Source organism: Mesorhizobium sp. L103C131B0 (assembly GCF_000502275.1).
Lineage (GTDB): Bacteria > Pseudomonadota > Alphaproteobacteria > Rhizobiales > Rhizobiaceae > Mesorhizobium.
Map to the genome: position 1 here is coordinate 160,272 of NZ_AYXC01000003.1, position 15,344 is coordinate 175,615.

14 protein-coding genes are annotated in these 15,344 nt (G+C 64.1%); 5 read left to right on the plus strand and 9 right to left on the minus strand.

The annotated features are described in order from the left end of the window. Positions 1–6: 6 nt before the first annotated feature. Positions 7–1,668 (minus strand): exodeoxyribonuclease VII large subunit, encoded by a 1,662-nt coding sequence (gene xseA / locus X730_RS156740; protein ID WP_023825880.1) that lies wholly within the window; start codon positions 1,666–1,668, stop codon positions 7–9. Between the two features lie 91 nt (positions 1,669–1,759). Here xseA and X730_RS156735 point away from each other — a divergent pair, with 91 nt between their 5' ends. After that, positions 1,760–3,958: an EAL domain-containing protein gene (locus tag X730_RS156735; RefSeq protein WP_023825881.1), complete on the plus strand. Its 2,199-nt coding sequence runs from the start codon at positions 1,760–1,762 to the stop codon at positions 3,956–3,958. Positions 3,959–3,964: 6 nt separating this feature from the next. On the opposite strand, the gene X730_RS156730 is transcribed toward X730_RS156735, so the two are convergent. Further along, the gene (locus X730_RS156730) at positions 3,965–4,921 is read right to left on the minus strand and encodes a LysR substrate-binding domain-containing protein (RefSeq protein WP_023670561.1); all 957 of its coding nucleotides are present in this window, start codon (positions 4,919–4,921) and stop codon (positions 3,965–3,967) included. Positions 4,922–5,099: 178 nt separating this feature from the next. On the opposite strand from X730_RS156730, the gene X730_RS156725 reads away from it, so the two are divergent. Beyond that, complete coding sequence (locus X730_RS156725; RefSeq protein WP_023670560.1) at positions 5,100–5,390, plus strand: DUF1127 domain-containing protein; 291 nt, start codon at positions 5,100–5,102, stop codon at positions 5,388–5,390. Between the two features lie 234 nt (positions 5,391–5,624). Here the strand turns inward: X730_RS156725 and X730_RS156720 are convergent, their stop codons facing one another. From X730_RS156720 to X730_RS156705, 4 genes are all read right to left on the minus strand, one after another. Continuing rightward, on the minus strand, positions 5,625–6,683 hold the full coding sequence (locus X730_RS156720) for a DUF937 domain-containing protein (protein WP_023727720.1): 1,059 nt from the start codon (positions 6,681–6,683) through the stop codon (positions 5,625–5,627). Positions 6,684–6,773: 90 nt separating this feature from the next. Continuing rightward, on the minus strand, positions 6,774–8,147 hold the full coding sequence (locus X730_RS156715) for a glutamate--cysteine ligase (RefSeq protein WP_023825882.1): 1,374 nt from the start codon (positions 8,145–8,147) through the stop codon (positions 6,774–6,776). 114 nt (positions 8,148–8,261) lie between these two features. Continuing rightward, entirely contained in the window at positions 8,262–8,996 is a 735-nt protein-coding gene (locus X730_RS156710) for a 16S rRNA (uracil(1498)-N(3))-methyltransferase (RefSeq protein ID WP_023825883.1), read from the minus strand. Positions 8,997–9,027: 31 nt separating this feature from the next. Beyond that, positions 9,028–9,675: a hypothetical protein gene (locus X730_RS156705; protein ID WP_023681839.1), complete on the minus strand. Its 648-nt coding sequence runs from the start codon at positions 9,673–9,675 to the stop codon at positions 9,028–9,030. An 86-nt stretch (positions 9,676–9,761) separates the two neighbouring features. Here X730_RS156705 and X730_RS156700 point away from each other — a divergent pair, with 86 nt between their 5' ends. Both X730_RS156700 and X730_RS1000000165915 read left to right on the plus strand, forming a co-directional pair. Further along, on the plus strand, positions 9,762–10,460 hold the full coding sequence (locus X730_RS156700) for a type 1 glutamine amidotransferase (protein ID WP_023681838.1): 699 nt from the start codon (positions 9,762–9,764) through the stop codon (positions 10,458–10,460). 445 nt (positions 10,461–10,905) lie between these two features. Continuing rightward, positions 10,906–11,046 (plus strand): hypothetical protein, encoded by a 141-nt coding sequence (locus X730_RS1000000165915; RefSeq protein WP_006206855.1) that lies wholly within the window; start codon positions 10,906–10,908, stop codon positions 11,044–11,046. Here X730_RS1000000165915 and X730_RS156695 read toward each other — a convergent pair. Genes X730_RS156695 through X730_RS156685 form a run of 3 tightly spaced genes read right to left on the minus strand, consistent with a single transcriptional unit; the run spans position 11,043 to position 13,812 of the window. After that, positions 11,043–11,810: a metallophosphoesterase family protein gene (locus X730_RS156695; RefSeq protein WP_023681837.1), complete on the minus strand. Its 768-nt coding sequence runs from the start codon at positions 11,808–11,810 to the stop codon at positions 11,043–11,045. The genes X730_RS1000000165915 and X730_RS156695 overlap by 4 nt on opposite strands. Positions 11,811–11,865: 55 nt before the next feature. Next, complete coding sequence (locus tag X730_RS156690; protein ID WP_023681836.1) at positions 11,866–13,002, minus strand: alpha-hydroxy acid oxidase; 1,137 nt, start codon at positions 13,000–13,002, stop codon at positions 11,866–11,868. A gap of 12 nt (positions 13,003–13,014) precedes the next feature. Further along, positions 13,015–13,812 (minus strand): FCD domain-containing protein, encoded by a 798-nt coding sequence (locus tag X730_RS156685; protein ID WP_023692349.1) that lies wholly within the window; start codon positions 13,810–13,812, stop codon positions 13,015–13,017. Positions 13,813–14,017: 205 nt separating this feature from the next. Here X730_RS156685 and X730_RS156680 point away from each other — a divergent pair, with 205 nt between their 5' ends. Beyond that, a complete protein-coding gene (locus X730_RS156680; RefSeq protein ID WP_023686827.1) occupies positions 14,018–15,340 on the plus strand; it encodes a DUF3422 family protein in 1,323 nt (440 codons plus the stop codon). Positions 15,341–15,344 lie beyond the last annotated feature (4 nt).

Consider the following 15,344-nt stretch of genomic DNA (forward strand, 5'->3'; position numbering starts at 1 on the left):
GGTCCTCTAAAAAAGCGAGCCCTGATTGCCCGGCTCTTTCGGTTTGCTGGCCGTCGGCTTTGCGGCGGGTTTGCTGGCCGCTGGTTTGGCAACGGCCTGCACCCGCTCGGCGTCGCCGGTCGCGACTGCATTTACGATGCCGTCGGCGAACTCCAGCTGCAGGCCAGCGCCCGGCGCCACATCAACTGCCAGTTTGATCACCGCGCCGTCGGCATCCTTGACCAGCGCGAAGCCGCGGGCCAGCACAGCCTTGTGCGACAGCGTTGCCATCAGCCTCTCGGATTGGACGATGCGGCCGCGCAGTCGCTCCAGCCTGAGCAGTACCGCTTGCGTGCCGCGTCTCGTCAAAGCTGTCAGAAGATCCCTCTGCACGGTTTGCCGCCGTGCCGTTGGCTCGATCGTAATGCGGCCTTGCAGCAAAGCCAGTTGCTGCCTGTGCCGTTGCAGGGATGCTTTCGCACATTTTGGCAACTGATCCGCCGCACGATTCAACTCCGCGCGCCGGGCTCTCGCCAATGCGCGCAGCGCCCCTTGGGCGCGCAAAAGGTTGCGGTCGTTGGTGCGTCGCGCCTCGGCAATCCGCCGCGACAGCGTTGCCGGAGTGAGCTTCACGGCGAAGAACCGAGCTTTCTTTCTTTCGGTGGAGACCATCAGCCCCCGGCTAAGCCGGCTGGCCGCCTCGTCCAGCCGCCGTCGCGGCAGCGCCAGCAACTGGTCGGGCGAGGGCAGTGCCCGGGCCGCCGCACGCGAGGCCTGCCGCTTGCGTTCGAAATTGCGCAAGGTGGCTGCTTTGAGACGTGCGCCAAGACTGGCTAGTGTCGCTTCGAGGTCCGCTTTCACCGGCACCGCGATCTCCGCCGCACCTGTCGGCGTGGGTGCGCGCATGTCGGCGACGAGATCGATCAAGGTCCAGTCGGTCTCGTGGCCGACGGCCGAAATCACCGGGATGCGCGAGGCGGCGACGGCGCGCGCCAGCCCTTCATCGTTGAACCCCCAGAGGTCCTCAAGGCTGCCGCCGCCGCGCGCCACGATCAGAAGGTCGGGCTGGGCAATCGCGCCATCCCAGGCCAGCGCGTTGAAGCCGTTGACGGCGGCCGTCACTTCCGCCCCCGCCGTCTCGCCCTGGACTCTTACCGGCCAGACCAGCACATGCAGCGGAAAGCGGTCCTTGATGCGGTGAATAATGTCACGGATCACCGATCCGGTCGGCGAGGTGACGACGCCGATGGTGCGCGGCATGAACGGCAGCCGCCGCTTGCGGCCGGCGTCGAACAGCCCTTCGGCCTGCAGTCGCCGCTTGCGCTCTTCCAAAAGCGCCATCAGCGCCCCGGCGCCCGCCGGCTCGAGATTGTCGATGACGATCTGGTAGTTGGATTTGCCGGGATAGGTGGTGAGTTTGCCGGTGGCGATCACCTCCATCCCCTCTTCGGGGCGGAATTTCAGCCGGCCCATCGTGCCTTTCCAGACCACCGCGTCAAGCCGCGCGCGGTCGTCCTTCAGCGTGAAATAGGCATGGCCGGAAGAGTGGGGCCCGCGATAGCCGGAAATTTCGCCGCGCACCCGCACATGGCCGAAGACATCCTCGACCGTACGCTTCAGCGCGCCGGAAATCTCGCTCACCGTGTATTCGGTGGCATTGGTTCGTGATTCGGATTCTGCGTCGCTCATCGGCCGATTGAGCGGCTGTTGTCGCTCCGCGTCAAGATTCCATAACTTGATCTTAAGCCTGTCCTGATTGACTCTGGGCCAAGGAGGACGCATGAGCGCCCGCAGACAACGCAGCCCGTTGACGTTCCAGGTCACCCTGACGGTGCTGACGCTTGCCGTTTTTGCACTGGCCATCGTTGTCGGCTTCGGCCTTTACGCCACCATGCAGGCCGACCGGGTCTCGCTCGAGCGGCAGAAGGTTTTCCTGGCCAACGGCCTGCAGGACCAGATCGCCGCGGTAAAGCGCGAGCAGGAAAGCGTCGCCGTCTGGGATGATTCCGTTATCAACGCCAAGGCCGGCAACCAGACCTGGATGGCAGAGAATCTCAGCGTCTGGATGTACTCGTATTACGGCCACAACCGGGTCTATGTGCTGGACGACGCCAACCGGCCGGTCCACGCCATGCGCGAAGGGAAGGTCGTGTCGCCTGCCGTCTTTGGCGAGGACGAACCCGCTTTGCGGCCGACAATCGCCAGGTTGCGCCAGATGATGAGCAAGGACGCAAGCCAGGCCGGCGCAAAGTTCGTTGCCGACGATCTGGTCTCGCTTGGCGGTCAGCCTGCCATACTCAGCGTCATGCCTCTGGTGCCGAGTTCGGATCGCGTCACCCAAGCATCCGGCAGCGAATATCTGCATGTCTCCATAGAGTTCATCAACGACGCGGTGATCGGCAAGATCGCGCAGAAATATCTGCTGGCGGGGGCGCATCTCCTGCCGATGGCTCAGCAGCTTGGCTCGGCTGCCATTCCGCTTATCGACAAACAGGGTGTCATCCTCGGCTATATTGCCTGGGACCAGGAACGGCCCGGCCTGACGCTGGTGGGCAAGGCCAGCCCGGCCCTGGCTCTGGCCACGCTGCTCGCGGCGAGCGTGCTGGCCTTTCTGCTCCGGCGTCTGCGCCGAGCATCATCGGCGCTGCAGACCAGCCAGGCCCAGGCGCAATATCTCGCCTTTCACGACACGCTCACCGGCCTGCCCAACCGGGCACTGTTCGAGGACAGGCTGCGGCGTGCCTTGCTTACCTCCGGCAATGAAAGCAAGGTGGCGCTGCTTTATCTCGATCTCGATCGCTTCAAGCATGTCAACGACACGCTTGGTCACCCGGCAGGCGACGAACTCGTGCGCCAGACGGCGGCCAGGCTTCAGCATACGGTTCGCGACGTGGACACGGTGGCAAGGCTGGGTGGCGACGAATTCGCGGTGATTCTGATCGATGTCCGCGACGTCAGGAACGCAGAGGATATTTCGGAGAGGGTGCTGCAGAAACTGCAGGAGCCGTTCAAGCTGATGGACGATCAGGTCTTTATCAGCGCCAGCATCGGCATAGCCTTGTCGACAGGCTCTGATGCCGATGCAGACGATCTGCTGCGCAAGGCCGACATCGCGCTCTACGAAGCCAAGAAGAACGGCCGTGGCCGCTACCAGGTCTTCGCCGGCGACATGGACGACCTTTTGCTGCGCAAGCGCAAGGTCGAGAGCGAGCTGCGCAGCGCGCTGAACGGCGGCACCGGTATCAAGCTCGCCTACCAGCCGGTCTTTGCCAGCGACGGCAAGACCATTGTCGGCGCCGAGGCGCTGATCCGCTGGGCGCATGAGGTCCATGGCGCATTGCCGGCAGCGCAGTTCATCGCCATCGCCGAGGAACGCGGCATGATCGGGCAGCTCGGCGCATGGGCCCTGCTGGAAGCCTGCCGCTTCGCCGTGAAGACCAAACTGCCGTGGCTCGCCGTCAATGTCTCGCCGCTGCAATTGCGCGACGCCGGCTTTGCCGAAGAGGTTGCCTCGATCCTCGCCGAAACGGGACTGGCGCCGAAGCGCCTGCAGCTCGAGATCACCGAAAACGTTCTCCTGGAAAACAACGACACCACCAGAGCGGCTCTGGCAGCCTTGCGCCAGTCGGGCGTCGGCATTGTGCTCGACGATTTCGGCACCGGCTATTCGTCGCTGAGCTATCTGCGCCGCCATGCCATCGACAAGCTCAAGATCGACCGCTCCTTCGTGCGGCTTCTCGACGGCGACGGCAATTCGGGCGCCATCGTCAAGGCGCTGATCGATCTCGCCGGCGCGCTCAAGGTCGAGGTCACCGCCGAGGGCGTAGAGACCGAGGTGCAAAAGGCGCTGCTGGTCGCCATGGGCTGCCAGCAGCTGCAGGGCTACCTCTTGTCGCCGCCGCTGGAGCCGGCGCAATTGGTGGCGCTGCCCGGCCTGTCGTCGGCCAACGCAACGACGGAGGCGGCAGCGTCGGCCTGATCGTTCCTACCAGCCAGGCAGGATCTGGTTCGGCTTGCTCCGCTTCATCTTGGCGAAGGCGAGCGAGGCGAAATCGAAGCTTCCCGTTTCTTCGCCGAGCGGCACGGAAATATTGTCGAGGCTTTCCGAGATGTGCCGGGCCAGCGCGTCGACGATTTCGGGCCGCGAGGTCTGGCCGCGCATGATGCCGATGCGGCAGTCGGGCAGCGCGCCAAAACCGTCGGCTTCGCCCAGCACTCGCATGCCGGGCCGCAGCGCGCATTCCGGCAGCACCGAGATCGCCAGCCCCGACAGCACCGCGGCGGTGATGACGGTCGCCGAGAAGCTGGTGAAGAGGATGCGATAGTCGCGGCTTTGCCGGTCGAGCACATCGACGGCGGCGCGCCGCCAGATGCAGTTCGGCCGGCCGAAGGCCATCGGCAGCACTTCCTGTTCGTGCGTGGCATGGTTGGCCGAGGTCACCCATAGCAGCGGCTCGCGCCGCACCACTTCCGACTGGCCGCGCGTATCGTTGTGCGTCACCAGCGCAAGATCGAGATTGCCGCGCTTGATATGCTCGACCAAGCCTGGCGTAGGCTCGCAGATGACGGTCAGTTCGACGCGCGGGTTTGACCGTGTGAAGCGTGCCATGATTTCGGGCAGGAACCGGTCGGCATAGTCGTCGGGGGTGCCGATGCGGATGGTGCCTTCGAGCCGCTGGTCATCGAAGGCGGCCAGCGTTTCGCGGTTGAGATAGAGCAGGCGGCGCGCGTAGGAGAGCAGCTTGTCGCCTTCCTCGGTCAGCCTGTTGGTGCGGCCGTCCTTTTCGAACAGCGGCTTGCCGATCCGCTCTTCCAGCCGGCGCATCTGCATCGACACCGCCGATTGCGTGCGCAGCACTTCCTCGGCCGCGCGGGTAAAGCTGCCGGTATCGGCAATCGAGATGAAGGTCTGCAACTGGTCGAGATCGAGTGGCGCTTTCATCGGTCCAATCCATCACTAGCGTTGATGCTAAAGATTAGAAACATTCGTTGGATTAATCAATCGGTGCGTGGCAAATTCACATTGTCCACATGAAAGCATGTGAATCGAGACCGGAACGGCCGCTGTCCCCAGCGCCGATCGCCTGGTCTTGTCCAGTTCGAGTCTGAAGGAGACCGACATGACCACGTTTGATTTCGCCACCGAGACCTCGCGCATCACCTCGCGTCCGGCCGTTGCGACGCGCGTGGCCAACACCCTTCTCAATGCCTACCAGGCCTGGAAAAATCGCCGGGCCTTCTATCGCCTCGGCGAGATGTCGGACGCCGAACTCGCCGATATCGGCCTGACGCGCGCGGACCTCCATGTCGCCATCGATGTGCCGTTCGGCGCCGATCCGACCGTGAAGCTGCGTGCGATTGCGAGCGATCGTGCCGATACGATCGAAGATCTCGCCCGCCAGATAGCGTGATATCGGGCGCATTGTTTCGGTTGCCGTGAACCTTTCTCAGGCTCGCCGCGACCAACGAGTATAGCAGGCTCCCCACTCCCTGCCGGTTCCCCGCCGGCCAGCCTGCACACTGGCCCGGTCCTCCTCCAGGACCGGGCTTTTTCTTTTAAAGCTCCGTCGTCATCGTGCGGTCTGCGCCGCGTCGCTTCGTTCCTTGCTCCGAAGCCGCGAAGGTCAGCGCCCAACTACCGCCAACTACCGCCGGTCCATGTCCCGCTTGAACTGGTCGAAGATCGTTTCCACGCCCTTCTGATAGTCGTCGCGCTGCTGGGCGCCGGTCTCGAACATCTTGCCGAAAATATCGTCGAACGGATTGCGTGGCCTGCCGCTCGGATTGGCCTGCGGTTGCGGCGCCTGGCGCTCCTGCGGTGCCTGTCGCGGCTGGGGTGCTTGCGGCTGCTGCGGCGCCGGCTGCCCACCGGGCAGGCCGAAGCCGCCACCACCGCCTTGCCGCATCATCTCTTCAAAAATCTTGCCCAGCGGGTTGTCGCCGTAAGGGCTCTGCGTCTGTTGCGGCTGTGCTGGTTGCTGCGGCCGGCCCGGCGGTTGCTGTGCCGCGCCACCGCCGAACATGTCCTGCAGCACTTTGCCGAGCGGATTGTCGCCATAGGGGTTGGGCGCCTGTTGCGGCTGGCTTTGCGGCTGTTGGGCGCCGCCGCCGAACATGTCCTGCAGCACTTTGCCCAGCGGGTTCTCACCGTAAGGATTGGGTGCTGGCGGCGCAGGCTGTGCCCCGCCGCCCGCCTGCCGCATCATCTGTTCGATGATCTCGCCGAGCGGATTGCTGCCGCCGCCGAAGCCACCGGCGGCCTGCATCTGACCCCCGGTCAACTGGTTTGTCGTCTGCTTGAACAATCCGCCCATCACCATCGAAGCGATGGCCGGCAGCATCTGCTGCAGGATCTGCTGGCTGACGCCGGTCGCCTGCGCGGCCTGGCTGGCCACCGCGCGCGACAGCTCCTTCGAGCCGAACAGATGACCCAGAATGCCATTGCCCTCATTGACGCCTTGCGGTGAGAAAGCCCTGGTCGCGTCCTCGAAATATTTCGCGTGCTGGCCGCTCGCCATCGCCGTCATGAAGGCGCCTAGCCCATAGGGATCGGCGGTGTTGCGTTGCAGCCCTTGCGAGAAGGCCGGCAGCAGAGCGGCGACAGCCGCCTGCGTCTGCTGCATGGAAAGCCCGTACTGCTGGGCAAGCGCCTGCATGCCGTTGCCGTTCTGCGCCTGCGCCAATATGTCGAACAAGGTAGGCATCGGTTTCTCCTCCGGGAAATCCTCGAGGGAGAACCTAGTTCGTTTCGATGTTCGATTGAAGCGGCTTTTGCCGCTGCTCAAGGCGCGACGCTAATACGCATATTCCATGAACACCGGCTCGATCGAGCCGCCCCAGCGCGTGTGGTAGGCCGACAGCATTTCCTCGGCACTGGTGGTACCGCGCGCCACGACTTCGTCCAGCGTGTTGAGGAACGAGGTCTCGTCATAGCCGTCGCGGTTCTTCCTGCCGCGATTTTTCAGCCCAAGGCGCGAAATGGTCATTACATCGCGGCCGATCTCACGCAGCGTCGTGTTGCGGAACGGCGCGGAAATGCCTTGTTCCGGCACCGCATTGCGCATCGCCAGCGTTTCTTCATAGGTCCAGCTCGAAGTCAGCGCCTCGGCGGCGTCGAGCGCGGCCTCGTCATAGAGCAGCCCGACCCAGAAGGCCGGCAGTGCGCAGATGCGGCGCCACGGCCCGCCATCGGCGCCGCGCATTTCGAGGAAGCGCTTCAGCCTGACGTCGGGGAACAGCGTCGACAGATGGTTCGCCCAGTCGCCCATGGTGGGCAGTCCGTCCGGTACTTCATTGCGGGCAGCGCCGGCCATGAACTGGCGGAAGGTGATGTGCGTCATGTCGTGATAGTGGCCGTCGCGGATGACGAAATACATCGGCACGTCGAGCGCCCATTCGACATAGTCGGCAAAGCCGAACTGGGGCGAGAAGCAGAATTCGAGCAGGCCCGAGCGCTGGTTGTCGGTGTCGCGCCAGATGTCGCCGCGCCAGCTCTGCAGCCCGTTCGGCCGGCTGTCGGTGAAGGGCGAGTTGGCAAACAGCGCCGTCGACAGTGGCTGCAGCTTCAGCGACACCTGCATCTTGCGGCGCATGTCGGCTTCGCTTTCGAAGTCGAGGTTCACCTGGATGGTGCAGGTGCGATACATCATGTCGAGACCCTTGGTGCCGACCTTGGGCATGTAGCGGGTCATGATTTCGTAGCGCGATTTCGGCATTTTCGGCGTCTCGGCGAGCGACCATTTCGGACTGCCGCCGAGGCCGAGAAAGCGGATGCCCATCGGCTCGGCGATCTCGCGTACCTGCGCCAGATGCGCATTGCCCTCCCGGCAGGTCTGGTGGATCGTTTCAAGCGGCGCGCCCGACAGCTCGAACTGGCCGCCAGGCTCCAGCGAGATCGCGCCCTGTCCGGTCGGCTCGACCAGGCCGATGATGCGGCCGTCATCGATGATCGGGTCCCAGCCGAGCTTTTGCTGCATGCCTTCGAGGATGGCGCGGATGCCGCGCTCGCCGCCATAAGGCACCGGCGCGTTGCCGTCGACATAGAAGGGGAACTTCTCGTGCTCGGTCCCGATGCGCCACTTGTCGCGCGGCTTGTTGCCTTCGGCCAGATGCTCGACCAGTTCGTCGATGCCTTCGATTGGCCGGAAATCGGTTGTGTCGCGCGCCATGGGGCCCCCTCTGCGGCTCTCGGAGCCCGCCGGCGCTAAATGGACGAAATGTCAGCAGCCGATCAAGCGAAAAATCCTGAGCCACAGGTCAACAGGAATTGATCTTTACGCCTCTTACCAGTCTCCGACCGTCGCCTGCATCACCGCAAGCGCCGCTACAGCTGCTGTGTCAGCGCGCAGGATGCGCGGTCCGAGCGGGATGGCAGTGACGAAGGGGAGCGCCCGCAGCATCTTGCGTTCGTCGCCGGAAAAGCCGCCTTCCGGCCCGACCAGCAGCGCCAGCTTCCTCTCCGGCACCGCCTGCAATGCCGGCAGCGGGTTGTTGGTCGAGGCATCCTCGTCGCAGAAGATAAGCCGGCGTTCCTTGTCCCAGCCGGAGAGCAGGCGCTCGAATTTCTCGGCTTCTCGCACTTCCGGCACCGCCAGTATGCCGCATTGCTCGGCCGCCTCGACGACATTGGCGCGCAGCCGGTCGATGGAGGGTTTTGCCAATTGCGTGTGCTGGGTGATCACCGGCTGCAGGATGCCGGCGCCCATCTCCACCGCCTTCTGCACGAGATAGTCGAGCCGCCCCTGCTTCAGCGGCGCGAAGCAATAAACTAGATCGGGCAAAGGCGGTTGCGGCCGCTGTTGGCTGAGCACTCTCAGCCGCACCGCCTTCTTCGACTTCGAAGCGATCGCCGCCGACCACTCGCCGTCGCGGCCGTTGAAGACCAGAATCTCGGCGCCTTCGCCGAGCCGCAGCACATGCATGAGGTAATGGCTTTGCTGCTGGCCGGCATCGAATTCGATGTCGGCTGCGAGATCGTCGGCCAAGAACAGCCGCTGCATCTTGTAATTGGCGCGCATCGCCGAGGAATGGGCGAGGCGGTGCCTGGCGTCAAGTCTCGGCGGAACGATGCCACACCGGTTCAAAACCGTGCCGCAGCACCGAAACGGTCGTGGCCGGTGTGAGCAGGCGCAGCGAACGGCCGGCAAGGCTGTCGAAGGCCGCCGCATCGCCATAGCCTGCGAACGACCAGGGCAGCGCGTTGCCGCCGCGCAGCGCATAGGCCGAGCCGCCATCCGCGATCATCGCTCCGTCCGGCAATTCGGCAAGCTCTCCCATGGTGACATCAGGTGGCTTGCCGCCGGAAGCCAGCCGCTCCTTGTGCAGCCGCTTGTCCACCATTGGCGCGCGCGGTTCGTTTACACCGAAGACTTTGCCGAAACGCCCGACAAAATCCGTGGCTCGCTCACGCCGGCAATAGAAACAGGGACGGTGCCCGGCGGCCAGCGCCGTCACCTCGTCGAGGAAGAACAACTCGGTCCAGCCGGCCCTGCCGCCCGGCCGATTCCTGCCCATCGGCTCGCGCCGCACATTGCGGAATTGGCGGACGCAGATGATCCAGGCCGGCAAGGCCCAACGCTTTTTCAGCAGCGTCTTGGTCTCAGGATCGTGGATGATGCCGCGATTGCCGGTGAACAGGCCGCGCTCGGATATGGCATGGATGGCGCCGAACGGATCGACCCGGTTCTGCAGTGGCATAGCTCTCTCCCGAATACGCATCTTGGCTGCAATGCTGGCGACATGATATCGCTCGTCGCGTCATTTCATGTCAGCAGGGTTTTGCGATGCGGGTGCTGGTGGTCCAGAACTACGACAACACCGGCCTTGGCCAGGTTGGTGCCGCGCTCGCCGAAGCCGGCGCCGATCTCGACCTGCGCCGGCCCTACAAGGGCGATGCGCTGCCGGACGACGCGACCGGACACGATGCCATGGTGATGCTGGGCGGCGGCCAGAATGCGCTGGCCGACGATGACTACCCGTATTTCCCGGTGCTGCTCGAACTGACCCGCGATTTCGCCGCCAAGGATCGCTCGGTTCTCGGTATCTGCCTGGGCAGCCAGTTGGTTGCCCGCTCTTTCGGCGGTGAGAACCAGATCGGCGGCGCCTCGGAATTCGGCTGGCACAAGGTATCGCTGACGCCGGACGCCAGAACCGATCCGGTGCTTGGCGCACTTCCCCAGGATTTCCCCATCTTCGAATGGCACGACGACACTTTCGCGCTGCCGTCAAATGCGGTGCGGCTTGCCGGCAGCGAAATTGCCGAGAACCAGGCGTTCCGTATCGGCCGCGCCGTCTACGGCTTCCAGTTCCATTTCGAGGCCGACCAGCCGATGGTGAGGGACTGGAGCACATCCTTCGCGCCGCTGATTGCCGATCGCCATCCCGACTGGCAGGATCGCCTCGACAGCGAAATGGCACGCAACGGCCCCGAGGCCGACGCCGCGGGCTTGGCCATTGCCCGCGCCTGGGTGGCGACGATCTGAGACTGGCCGCGCGCAGTCAGCAATTCCAGGAAAAGTGTGAAGCGGTTTTCCGTCCGGAATTGCGTCAGATAAAAAGATAGAGCGGTTCGCCGTAGCGGCGAACCGCTCTATCCGTTGCATAATTGGCACGCGGCGGGGAATCTGCCGGGGACAACTTNGTTCGCCGTAGCGGCGAACCGCTCTATCCGTTGCATAATTGGCACGCGGCGGGGAATCTGCCGGGGACAACTTCTTTCGTCCTTGGTTTGTGGCCGAACGCTATCCTACAAGGCGCGCGCTATGCAACGGCAATGCAACCGCGATGAACCTTCTGTGTGATCCGCGCGACACACCGCCGATACAGAATCGACCTACAAACGCGAAATCGTCGAAACTTTGAGACGAATTCTCGGTTTCAACCCATTGGTAACCGCCTCGTGCCCAGATGCAGGAAGCTCAACTAGAGATGACGTCCGTGAAAGCAGCGCTTCTGTCCTTTGTCATGCTGTCTGCCATCGTTTTGTGCGGTCTCGGCATTTATTCCGCCGATGCAGCCAACAACCATCAGGCCGTCGACGGCTACGGCGTCACCGCCGCGCTTCGCTAAAACGCTTTTCCCTGCACAGTCAGGATACGCTTGTCCGCGCCGTCCACGGCGAGCGCGCTGAGCATGCCTGACTGCCAGGCGAGTGTGTCGACATTGACGCGGTTCGGCATCACCTCCGCCTGCGGCACCGGTGTGTGGCCGTGCACGATCACCTTCGGGTAAAGCCCTGGATGGTTGTGGAAGACGTCGCGGATCCAGACCAGATCCTGCGGGCTCTGGCTCGCCAGCGGCACGTCAGGCCTGACGCCGGCATGGCATAAGAAGAAATCACCTGATATCAGTGACAATTGCAGCGACCGCAGGAAGTCGACATGGGCTTGCGGTACAGCATTGACCAGTGCCTGGTGTCCCCGCCGTAACGCCTCGGCCTTGCCGAACCAGCTTGCGTGTCCCGCTAAGTCGACACCATAGGATTGTGCCGTCTGCACGCCGCCATAACGGATGAACAGCCCTTCCGGGTCAGGCTCGTCGAGAAAGTCGAGGAAGCCGATATCGTGGTTGCCGGCGAGCATCAGATGCCGCGGATCGCGTTTCTGTGCCTCGATCAGGAAGTCTATGACGCCCTTGGACTCTGGTCCGCGGTCGACATAGTCGCCGAGGTGGATGACGCGCCAATCGCTGGTCGGCTTGTATTCGAGTTCGCTCTCGATGCGGCGATGCATGGCGGCGAGCAGATCGAGCCGGCCATGCACGTCGCCGATCGCATAGAGGCGCATGCCATCGGGTGCGCGCGCGTCGAGGTAGTGGATGCCGGTCTCGGTCAAGGCGGCTTCGTCTCCGTGATCCAGCGAGGCTAGGGTCTAATCGGTGAACAAGACCCTAGCGCCGCAACTGGTCCTTGCCCATGTCGGTCACCAGCCGCTTGCCGCACAGTGCCAGCGTGATGTCCATCTCCTTGCGGATGATGTCCAGCGCCAGGGTCACGCCTTGCTTGCCCATGGCGCCCAATCCGTACAGGAACGGGCGGCCGATATAGGTGCCCTTGGCGCCGAGGCAAAGCGCCTTCAGCACGTCCTGGCCCGAGCGGATGCCGCCGTCCATATGCACCTCGATCCTGTCGCCGACGGCATCGGCGATCTCTTCCAGCGCCATGATTGACGACGATGCGCCGTCGAGCTGGCGCCCGCCATGGTTGGAAACGATGATGGCGTCGGCGCCGGTCTCGACCGCCATCAGCGCGTCCTCCTTGTCGAGAATGCCTTTCAGGATCAGCTTGCCGCCCCAACGTTCCTTGATCCAGGCGACATCCTTCCACGACAGATGCGGGTCGAACTGCTCCGTCGTCCACGATGCCAGCGAAGCGACGTCGCCGACGCCCTTGGCATGGCCGACAATGTTGCGGAAGGTGCGGCGCTTGGTGCCGGCAATGCCCATCAGCCAGCGTGGCCGCATGGCGATGTTGGCAATGTTGGCCAGCGTCATCTTGGGCGGCGCCGACAGCCCGTTGCGGACATCCTTGTGGCGCTGCCCCAAGATCTGCAGGTCGAGCGTCAACACCAGCGCCGAGCATTTTGCAGCCTTCGCCCTGTCGATCAGGTCGAGCACGAAATCCTTGTCGCGAAGCACGTAGAGCTGGAACCAGAACGGCTTCTTGGTCACCGACGCGACATCCTCGATCGAGCAGATGCTCATCGTCGACAGCGTGAACGGCACGCCGAATTCCTCTGCCGCCTGCGCGGCCAGCATCTCGCCATCGGCATGCTGCATGCCGGTCATTCCAGTTGGGGCAAGCGCCACCGGCATCGCCACTTTCTCGCCGATCATGGTCGATTCCAGCGAGCGGTTGCTCATGTCGACCAGTACGCGCTGACGGAATTTTATCTTCTGGAAGTCCTCTTCGTTGGCGCGGTAGGTGCTTTCGGTCCAGGCGCCGGAATCGGCATAGTCGAAGAACATCTTCGGCACCCGCCGGCGCGCCAGGTCCTTGAGATCGGCAATGGTGAGGATGTCGCTCATGGTGGTTCCTCGTTAGCCAGTCGTCTTGAAGCCGTCGTCGGCGTCGGAGCGCTGCTTAAGCCTGAGCCGCGACACGCGCTGCCAGTCGCCGCTGCGTTCGGCCTCGAGCATCGAGCGCTCGACATAGGAGATATGGTCCATCGCCGCTTGGCGGGCAGCTGAGGGATCGCCGGCCTTCACGGCTTTGTAGATCGCGCCGTGCTGGGCCAGCAGCGCCTCGCGCGCTCCGGGCACGCTGAACACCAGAAGCCGGTTCTGGAACACGCCTTCAGACAGCAGCCGGTAGCAGGAGCGCAGCGTGTGCAAGAGGATGATGTTGTGCGCGCATTCGCACACAGCATGGTGGAACTCGACGTCGATTTCCGCCTCGTCGTCGAAATCGCCGGTGCGGTGCGCCTCGTCCATGCGCGCCACGATGCGGTCGAGCAGCGCAATGTCGTCCGCTGTCGCGCGCCGCGCCGCATATTCGGCCGCAACACCTTCGATCTCGCGGCGGTATTCCAGATAGTCGGTCACCGCCTTGCGGTGCATCGAGATGAGGTCGGTCACCGGCTTGGTGAACAACTGGCCGATGACGTCGGCGACATGGGTGCCGCCGCCGGCCTTGGTGATCAGCAGCCCGCGCCCTTCCAGCGCCTTCAGCGCATCGCGCAGGATCGGCCGCGACACGTCGAACTGGCGCGCCAGCTCGCGCTCGCCCGGCAGCCGGTCGCCGGTGCGCAGCACGCCTTCAAGGATCAGGCTTTCGATCTGCTGCACCACCTCGTCGGCGGTGCGCGAATGCTCGATCCTGGAGAAAATATCGCTCAACGGGGGCCTGGGAAATTGAACCGGCGTCGCGCAAGATAAAGCCAGCGTCGCCAACTGGTCAAATTATTTATCCAATTTGCCCAATCGGGTCGGTCTGCGCGTCGCGCCGGCAGGACCTACGATGCTAGACTTTGGTGTTTACGCGCCTCATGGATTGCCTTTAGAGGACGCCATCACACGAAGGGTCGAGAACAGGGGGACCACCGTGTCGGACGAGACGTCCAACCTCGAATTCCAGCCGCGCGCCCAGGGCAGCGTGATGGGCTTTCCCGCGCATGAGGGACGGCCCGGCGCGATCGGCGAGGTCCATGCCCGGCCGCATCCGCTGATCGAGAAGCCGCGCGTGCTTGTGCAACTCGCCTTCATGACCGAGGGCGGCTCCGGCGTCGACATGGCCGTGCTCTCCGAACTGTCGCGGCGCCTCGGCATCGCGGCGCCCGACCGTCATGCCCGCCACCACGCCATGAAGTGGGGCAAGGGCACGCTGCGCTGGGAGCGGCATACGGAATTCTCGACCTATCTTTGGGAAGGGCCGCTTGCCGAAAGCGGCAGGGCGCAGGAGGATTCTCCTTTCGGCAACGGGTTCTCGCCGCCGGGAACGGTGATCTCAGGCATAAGGCTGGAGATCCGCAAATGGACGCCGGCAAGCGAGAAGCTGATTGCGGCCTTCGACCCGACGAGCCTCTGCTATTCGCTGGTCGAGCGCGGCAATGCGGCCATCGTCACCGATTTCCGCCAGGACGGCGACGGCCTGACCCGCATCCTGGTGCTTGATCGCGGCCTGACGCCGGCGCGGACCGGGGCGCTGTCGCAGCGGCTGATCGACGTCGAGACCTACCGCACGCTTGCCATGCTCGGCCTGCCGCTGGCGCTGACCCTGTCGAGCCGCGCCCGCCGCATCGAAGACCGGTTGGCGCAGACCACGCTGGAAATGAAGGTCACTGAAACCCGCGACAGCCAGACGCTGCTCGCCGACCTGACCGAGCTTGCCGCCGAGCTGGAAGCCGATGCCGCCTCCAGCCTCTATCGCTTCGGCGCCAGCCGCGCCTATGACGGCATCGTTGTCGAGCGGCTGGAGGCGCTGGACGAAGAAGCCGTGCCCGGCTACGACACTTGGGGCGGCTTCCTGCAGCGGCGGGTGGCGCCTGCCATGCGCACCTGCCGTTCGGTCGAGGAGCGCCAGGCCAACCTGTCGCGCAAACTAACCCGCGCCACGACGCTGCTGCGCACGTGGGTTGATGTCGAGGTCGAGAAGCAGAACCGCGATCTGCTGGCGTCGATGAACAACCGCGCCCGGCTGCAACTGCGGTTGCAGCAGACGGTCGAGGGCCTGTCGGTGGCAGCAGTGTCCTACTATGTCGTCGGTCTGATCTCCTACCTTGCCAAGGGCGCCTCGATCTTCGGCCATGCCATTGCGCCCGAAGTCGTCACCGCCGCCTCGGTGCCGGTCGCCATCGTGCTGGTCTGGTGGGGGGTGCGGCGAGTGAGGCGGATGCACTCCGAGCCGGCGAAACATCCGGGGGAGTAGGAGC

What these genes read in the sequence shown, in the direction of transcription:
- X730_RS156715 (WP_023825882.1), bottom strand. Translation starts at nt 8,147, where the DNA reads ATGGCGCGCGACACAACCGATTTCCGGCCAATCGAAGGCATCGACGAA.
- xseA (WP_023825880.1), bottom strand. Translation starts at nt 1,668, where the DNA reads ATGAGCGACGCAGAATCCGAATCACGAACCAATGCCACCGAATACACG.
- X730_RS156700 (WP_023681838.1), top strand. Translation starts at nt 9,762, where the DNA reads ATGCGGGTGCTGGTGGTCCAGAACTACGACAACACCGGCCTTGGCCAG.
- X730_RS156730 (WP_023670561.1), bottom strand. Translation starts at nt 4,921, where the DNA reads ATGAAAGCGCCACTCGATCTCGACCAGTTGCAGACCTTCATCTCGATT.
- X730_RS156720 (WP_023727720.1), bottom strand. Translation starts at nt 6,683, where the DNA reads ATGCCTACCTTGTTCGACATATTGGCGCAGGCGCAGAACGGCAACGGC.
- X730_RS156735 (WP_023825881.1), top strand. Translation starts at nt 1,760, where the DNA reads ATGAGCGCCCGCAGACAACGCAGCCCGTTGACGTTCCAGGTCACCCTG.
- X730_RS156705 (WP_023681839.1), bottom strand. Translation starts at nt 9,675, where the DNA reads ATGCCACTGCAGAACCGGGTCGATCCGTTCGGCGCCATCCATGCCATA.
- X730_RS156690 (WP_023681836.1), bottom strand. Translation starts at nt 13,002, where the DNA reads ATGAGCGACATCCTCACCATTGCCGATCTCAAGGACCTGGCGCGCCGG.
- X730_RS156710 (WP_023825883.1), bottom strand. Translation starts at nt 8,996, where the DNA reads ATGCGCGCCAATTACAAGATGCAGCGGCTGTTCTTGGCCGACGATCTC.
- X730_RS1000000165915 (WP_006206855.1), top strand. Translation starts at nt 10,906, where the DNA reads ATGACGTCCGTGAAAGCAGCGCTTCTGTCCTTTGTCATGCTGTCTGCC.
- X730_RS156725 (WP_023670560.1), top strand. Translation starts at nt 5,100, where the DNA reads ATGACCACGTTTGATTTCGCCACCGAGACCTCGCGCATCACCTCGCGT.